Here is a 6,448-nt window from a genome sequence, read left to right on the forward strand (position 1 = left end):
CGTGGCGCCGCTGGCGCCTAGACTCGGGCCGGTGGGGACGGGCGAGGCGGTCGGCGTCGGGACGGATGCGCCCCGTGCCCCCTCCTCCCTCCCCGCGGACGCCCCCGTCGCCGTCAGCGGCCTCCTCAAGCGCTACGGAGGCCGCGCCGTCGTCGACGGGCTGACGTTCGCCGCCGCCGCCGGCGCGGTCACCGCCGTCCTGGGGCCCAACGGGGCCGGCAAGACCACGACCATCGCCTGCTGCGAGGGCCTGCGCCGCCCCGACGGGGGAACCGTGCGCGTGCTGGGCCTGGACCCCGCCCGCGACGGCGCCGCGCTGCGCCCCCGCGTCGGCGTCATGCTGCAGGACGGGGGGCTGCCCACCGGCGCCGGCGCCCTGGAGGTGCTGCGGCACGTGGCGGGGCTGCACTCCGACCCCGTGCCCGTGGGCGACCTCGCCGACGCGCTGGGCCTGGGCGCCTTCGCCCGCACCCGGGTGCGTCGCCTCTCCGGCGGCCAGCGCCAGCGCCTCGCCGTGGCCTGCGCCCTCGTCGGCCGGCCGGAGGTCCTCTTCCTCGACGAGCCCAGCGCGGGCCTGGACCCGCAGGCGCGCCTGGCGGTGTGGGACCTCGTGGCCGCCGCGCGCGGGGCGGGGACGTGCGTGGTGCTGAGCACCCACCTGATGGAGGAGGCCGAGCGCCTGGCCGACCACGTCGTCGTCGTGGACGGGGGCCGGGTCGTGGCGGCCGGCTCCCCCGCCGAGCTGACCCGCACCGAGTCCTCCCTCAGCTTCGCCGCCCCGCCCGGGCTGCCGGTGCGCGCCCTGCAGGGCGCGCTGCCCCCGGGCACCTGCGTGGCCGAGGCCGCCCCGGGGCGCTACCTCGTGACCGGCGTGGCGGCCGGCCCGCAGGTGGCCGCCACCGTCGCGGCGTGGTGCGCCTCGCACGACGTGCTGCCGGAGGGCCTGGGCGCCGGGCGGCGCACCCTGGAGGACGTCTTCCTCGACCTGACCGGCCGGAGCCTGCGGTGAGCGCCGCCGGGCCCGCCGCGCGGCTGGACCTGCGCCCCCGCGGCGGTGCGGCCCCGTGGTGGCGCCGCGTGCTGCGCCAGGCCGGGCTGGAGACGCGCACCGCGCTGCGCAACGGCGAGCAGCTGCTGCTGACCCTCGTCATCCCGGTGGTCCTGCTCGTGGCCGCCGTGCGCACCCGCGTCGTCGACCTCGGCCCCGGGGACCGGGTGTCCCTGGCCGTGGCGGGGGTGCTCGCCCTGGCGGTGGTCTCCACCGCGTTCACCGGGCAGGCCATCGCGACGGGTTTCGACCGGCGCAACGGCGTGCTGCGCCTGCTGGCCACCACCCCGCTGGGGCGCGGCGGCCTGGTCGGCGGCAAGTGCCTGGCGGTGCTGGCGCTGGTGGCGGTGCAGGTCGTGGTGCTGGCCGCGGTCGGGCTGCTGCTGGGCTGGGAGCCGCGGGCGGGCGGGGTGCTGGCCGCGGTGCCCGCGGTGCTGCTGGGGGTGGCGGCGTTCACCGCCCTGGGGCTGCTGCTGGCCGGGACGGTGCGGGCCGAGGCGACCCTGGCGGCGGCCAACCTCGTGTGGTTCCTGCTGCTGGCCGGTGGCGGGCTGGTGGTCCCGCCGCAGGCGCTGCCGGGCCCGCTGGCCGTGCTGGCCCCGCTGCTGCCCTCCGGTGCGCTGGGCGAGGCGCTGCGCGGCGCGCTGGGTTCCGGGGAGCTGCGGGTGGTGCCGCTGCTCGTGCTCGCCGCGTGGGCGGGCGTGTCCGCCTGGGCCGCCGCACGGCTCTTCCGCTGGGAGTGAGGAGTCCCCCCGGCCGGGGGTGACGCAGCGCACGCCCGCCGCACCCGGGTGCCCGGCGGTGCGCGCCTACGATCGGGGGGTGAGCACGACCACCCCCCGGCCCCTGACGCTGCGCACCGCCGACGGGCCGCCCTCGCTGCGCCCCGTGGGGCGCTGGACGTCGCGGATCCTGCTGCTCAACGTCCTGGTGGAGTGCCTCATCGTCGTCACCGGCGGGGTCGTGCGCCTGACCGGCTCCGGCCTGGGCTGCCCGACGTGGCCGGAGTGCGTCGCCGGGTCCTACGTGCCGGTCGTGGAGCAGGCCGAGGGTTTCCACAAGTACATCGAGTTCGGCAACCGCACCCTCACCGGGCTGGTGGGCCTGGTGGCCCTCGCGGCGGTGGTGGCGGTGTGGCGCGAGCGGCGCCCGGACCTGCTGCCGTGGGCCGTGCCGGTCGTGATCGGCATCGTCCTGCAGGCCGTCCTCGGCGGCGTCACCGTCCTGACCGGGCTGCACCCCGTGACCGTCATGGCGCACTTCCTGCTCTCCGCGGTGCTCATCGCCGTGGCCACCGTGCTGTGGGTGCGCGGCGGGCAGCCGGCCGGGCCGCGCACGGCGGCGGTGCCGGGAGCCGTGCGCACCCTGGTGTGGGGCACGGCCGCCGTCGCCGCCGTGGTCCTCACCCTGGGCACCGCGGTCACCGGCGCGGGGCCGCACTCCGGTGACGCGGACACCCCCGCGCGGCTGGCGGCGGACCCGCGGACCCTCAGCTGGCTGCACGCCGACGCCGTCATGGTGTTCGCCGGGCTGGTCGTCGGCTGCGTGGTGGCGCTGCGCCTGGTGCCGGGAGCCCCGCTCGCCCGCCGCCGCGCCGGGGAGCTCCTGGCGGTCACGCTCGCGCAGGGCGCGCTGGGCTACACCCAGTACTTCACCGGGCTGCCGGAGGTCCTCGTGGCGCTGCACATGGCCGGTGCCTGCCTGCTGGTGGTGGCGCTGACCCGCCTGCTCGTGGCCACGACGCACCCCCCCCCCCCCCCCCCCGNGCCCTCCCCGCGGCCTGAGCCCGCACGCACCGCGGCCCGCCTCCCGACGTGGGGAGGCGGGCCGCGGTGCGTGCGGGGGGTCTCAGATCGGCAGGCGCACCAGGGGGTCGACGAGCACGGCGACCGAGAGCAGCGTCAGGTACGAGATGGAGCCGTGGAAGACCCGCATCGGCCGCAGCTCGCGCAGCTGCTGCGCGGTGCTCGTGCTGCCCTCCGCGTGGGCGGACTCGAAACGCCGCGCCCTGCGCAGCAGCCCGTGGGACTGGGCGAGGAAACCCGCGCCGAGCAGCACCGCCGCCGAGGCGTACACCCAGCCCGCACCGCCCACCGGCACCAGCAGCAGCGAGCAGGCCACCATCGCCCACGCGTACGCCACGACCTGCCGGGCCACCGTCACCGGCCGCGCCACCACCGGCAGCATCGGTACCCCGGCGTTGGCGTACTCGTCCTGGTAGCGCATCGACAGGGGCCAGTAGTGCGGCGGGGTCCACAGGAAGATGACCCCGAACAGCACGAGCGGCGCCCACGACAGGCTGCCGGTGACGGCCGTCCAGCCGATGAGGACCTGCATGCAGCCCGCGACACCGCCCCACACGATGTTCTGCGACGTGCGCCGCTTCAGCAGCAGCGTGTACCCCACGACGTAGAGCAGGATCGCGGAGAGCGCCAGCACCGCCGAGAGCGGGTTCACGACCGTCCAGAACAGCACCACCGACGCCACGCCCAGCACCAGCGCGAACACCAGGGCCTGCCGCGGGGTCAGCTCCCCGGTGACCAGCGGGCGGCGCTCGGTGCGGTGCATCAACCGGTCGATGTCGCGGTCGAAGTAGCAGTTCAGGGCGTTGGCGCTGCCGGCGGCGAGCGCGCCGCCGACGAACGTGGCCAGCACCGTGCGCAGCGGCGGCAGCCCGCCCGCGGCGAAGAACATCACCGGGACGGTGGTGATGAGGAGCAGCTCGATGATGCGGGGTTTCGTCAGGGCGACGTAGGCCCTGGCCGTGCGGACCCAGCGGAGCCGACGGAGGAGCCCGAGTGCGCCGGGAGAGCGCAGGGCGGGTGCGTCGGAGGGACGCGGGTCGACGACGGTCACAGTGTCCTCGGGGACCGGGGGCAGGCGGACGCCTCCGATCGTACGCCGCGCGGCCCCCGCGGCGTCGGTCGCGGGGCGCGCACGGCGCCGGCCGCGGGCCGTGACCTGCGTGACATCCCGGGAAACGGGCACGAGACACCGCGGAAACACTGGTGCGGTACCACACCGGGTCCCGGCGGGGCCGAGTTCCACGCGGACACGGAGGCCGGTAGGGTCGACACCTGTAGTGATCTTCGCCACGGGCAAGGGAGCACCGGGCGGCCGCGGTACGACCCGCGCGGCCGCCCCGCGGCACGCCTGGACAGACGGGGCGCTCGTGCGAGGTGGTGGACCGCCGACTCCGACGGACCGGCGGACGAGAACGGACGGACAGCGGACCACCGGCCGCGGGGCGCACGTGCGCACCCGGCCCGCGCGGTCCGCACGAGGAGGAGACACGTGAGCGAGCAGACCCTCGAGTGGAGCGACCTGGACCGCCGCGCGACGGACACCGTCCGCGTCCTGGCGATGGACGCGGTGCAGCGGGCAGGCAACGGCCACCCCGGGACTGCGATGAGCCTGGCGCCCGTCGCGCAGCTGCTCTTCCAGCGCCTCATGCGCCACGACCCCACCGACCCGGACTGGGCCGGCCGGGACCGTTTCATCCTGTCGTGCGGGCACTCCAGCCTCACGCTGTACATCCAGCTGTACCTGGCCGGGTACGGCCTGGAGGTCGAGGACCTCAAGGCCCTGCGCAAGCTCGGCTCCAAGACGCCCGGGCACCCCGAGCACGGTCACACCGCCGGCGTGGAGATGACCACCGGCCCGCTCGGGCAGGGCATCTCCTCCGCGGTGGGCATGGCGATGGCCGCCCGCCGCGAGCGCGGCCTGTTCGACCCGGAGTCGGCCCCCGGCACCAGCCCGTTCGACCACACCATCTGGGTGCTGGCCTCCGACGGCGACATCCAGGAGGGCGTGGCCGCCGAGGCCTCCGCCATCGCCGGCGTGCAGGAGCTGGGCAACCTCGTCGTCATCTACGACGCGAACCACATCTCCATCGAGGACGACACGGCCATCTCCCTGGCCGAGGACACCGGCAAGCGGTACGAGGCGTACGGCTGGCACGTGCAGACCATCGACTGGAGCAACGGCGGCGAGGGCCCCTACACCGAGGACGTCGAGGGCCTGTACGCGGCGCTGCAGGCGGCGAAGGCGGAGACCGGCAGGCCCTCGATCGTCGTGCTGCGCACGATCATCGCCTACCCGGCGCCGAACCTGCAGAACACCGGCAAGTCCCACGGCTCCGCCCTCGGCGACGCCGAGGTGAAGGCCACCAAGGAGGTCCTCGGGTTCGACCCGGAGCAGACCTTCCAGGTGGACGCCGACGTGCTGGAGCACACCCGCGCGGCCCGCGAGCGCGGCAAGGCGCTGCACGCGGAGTGGGAGACCTCGTTCCAGCGCTGGCGGGCCGGCGCCGGTGAGCGCGCCGCGCTGTGGGACCGGATGCGCACCCGCTCCCTGCCCGACGGCTGGGCCGAGGCGCTGCCCGTCTTCGAGGCCGGCGCCTCCATCGCCACCCGCAAGGCCTCCGGTGACACCCTCAACGCGCTCGCCCCGGGCCTGCCGGAGCTGTGGGGCGGCTCGGCCGACCTGGCCGAGTCGAACCTCACCACCATCAAGGGCGAGCCGTCGTTCCTGCCCCAGAGCCGCGGGACGAAGCACTGGGAGGCCAGCCCGTACGGGCGCACCCTGCACTTCGGCATCCGCGAGCACGCGATGGGCGCGATCCTCAACGGCATCGCGCTGCACGGGGGGACCCGCCCCTACGGCGGCACCTTCCTCGTCTTCAGCGACTACATGCGCCCCTCGGTGCGCCTGGCGGCGATCATGAAGCTGCCCGTGACGTACGTGTGGACCCACGACTCCATCGGCCTGGGCGAGGACGGCCCGACCCACCAGCCGATCGAGCACCTGGCCTCCCTGCGGGCCATCCCCGGCCTGGACGTGGTGCGCCCCGCCGACGCCAACGAGACCGCGTGGGCGTGGAAGACCATCCTGGAGAACACCGACCGTCCCGCGGGCCTGGCGCTGTCCCGGCAGAACCTGCCCGTCATCGACCGCTCCGCCGAGGGCGTCGGCGCGGTGGAGGGCGTCGCCAAGGGCGCCTACGTGCTCGTGGAGTCCTCCGCGGCCACCCCGCAGGTCATCCTGGTCGGCACGGGCTCGGAGGTGCAGCAGGCGCTGCAGGCCCGCGAGCAGCTCGAGGCCGAGGGCATCCCCACCCGCGTGGTGTCGATGCCGTGCCGCGAGTGGTTCTTCGAGCAGCCGCAGTCCTACCGCGACACCGTCCTGCTGCCGGGCGTCAAGGCCCGGGTGTCGGTGGAGGCGGCCGTCTCCCAGGGCTGGCACGACGTCGTCGGCGACGCCGGCCGCTGCGTGAGCCTGGAGCACTTCGGTGCCTCCGGCGACTACCAGGCCATCTACCGGGAGTTCGGCATCACCGGCGAGGCGGTGGCCTCGGCCGCCAAGGAGTGCCTCGCGAACCTGCCCTGACCCGTGCGGGGG

At 75.9% G+C, this 6,448-nt stretch carries 4 protein-coding genes and 1 pseudogene; 4 read left to right on the forward strand and 1 reads right to left on the reverse strand.

Annotated features, from left to right (window positions below; genetic code table 11):
• Nucleotides 1-31 precede the first annotated feature (31 nt).
• The 3 genes and pseudogenes from ACYQBY_RS01895 to ACYQBY_RS01905 form a co-directional block, all read left to right on the forward strand.
• Nucleotides 32-1,009, forward strand: coding sequence for an ABC transporter ATP-binding protein (locus ACYQBY_RS01895; protein ID WP_459642110.1), 978 nt, complete (start codon nucleotides 32-34; stop codon nucleotides 1,007-1,009).
• A complete protein-coding gene (locus ACYQBY_RS01900; protein ID WP_459642111.1) occupies nucleotides 1,006-1,791 on the forward strand; it encodes an ABC transporter permease in 786 nt (261 codons plus the stop codon). Before ACYQBY_RS01895 ends, ACYQBY_RS01900 begins: the two co-directional genes overlap by 4 nt.
• 220 nt (nucleotides 1,792-2,011) lie before the next feature.
• Nucleotides 2,012-2,707, forward strand: a pseudogene (locus tag ACYQBY_RS01905) (COX15/CtaA family protein); the annotation flags it as partial.
• A 189-nt stretch (nucleotides 2,708-2,896) separates the two neighbouring features.
• Here ACYQBY_RS01905 and ACYQBY_RS01910 read toward each other — a convergent pair.
• On the reverse strand, nucleotides 2,897-3,904 hold the full coding sequence (locus tag ACYQBY_RS01910; protein ID WP_459642441.1) for a heme o synthase: 1,008 nt from the start codon (nucleotides 3,902-3,904) through the stop codon (nucleotides 2,897-2,899).
• A gap of 438 nt (nucleotides 3,905-4,342) precedes the next feature.
• Here ACYQBY_RS01910 and tkt point away from each other — a divergent pair, with 438 nt between their 5' ends.
• Complete coding sequence (gene tkt, locus ACYQBY_RS01915; protein ID WP_459642442.1) at nucleotides 4,343-6,436, forward strand: transketolase; 2,094 nt, start codon at nucleotides 4,343-4,345, stop codon at nucleotides 6,434-6,436.
• Nucleotides 6,437-6,448 lie beyond the last annotated feature (12 nt).

Source organism: Kineococcus anabasis (genome assembly GCF_054590795.1).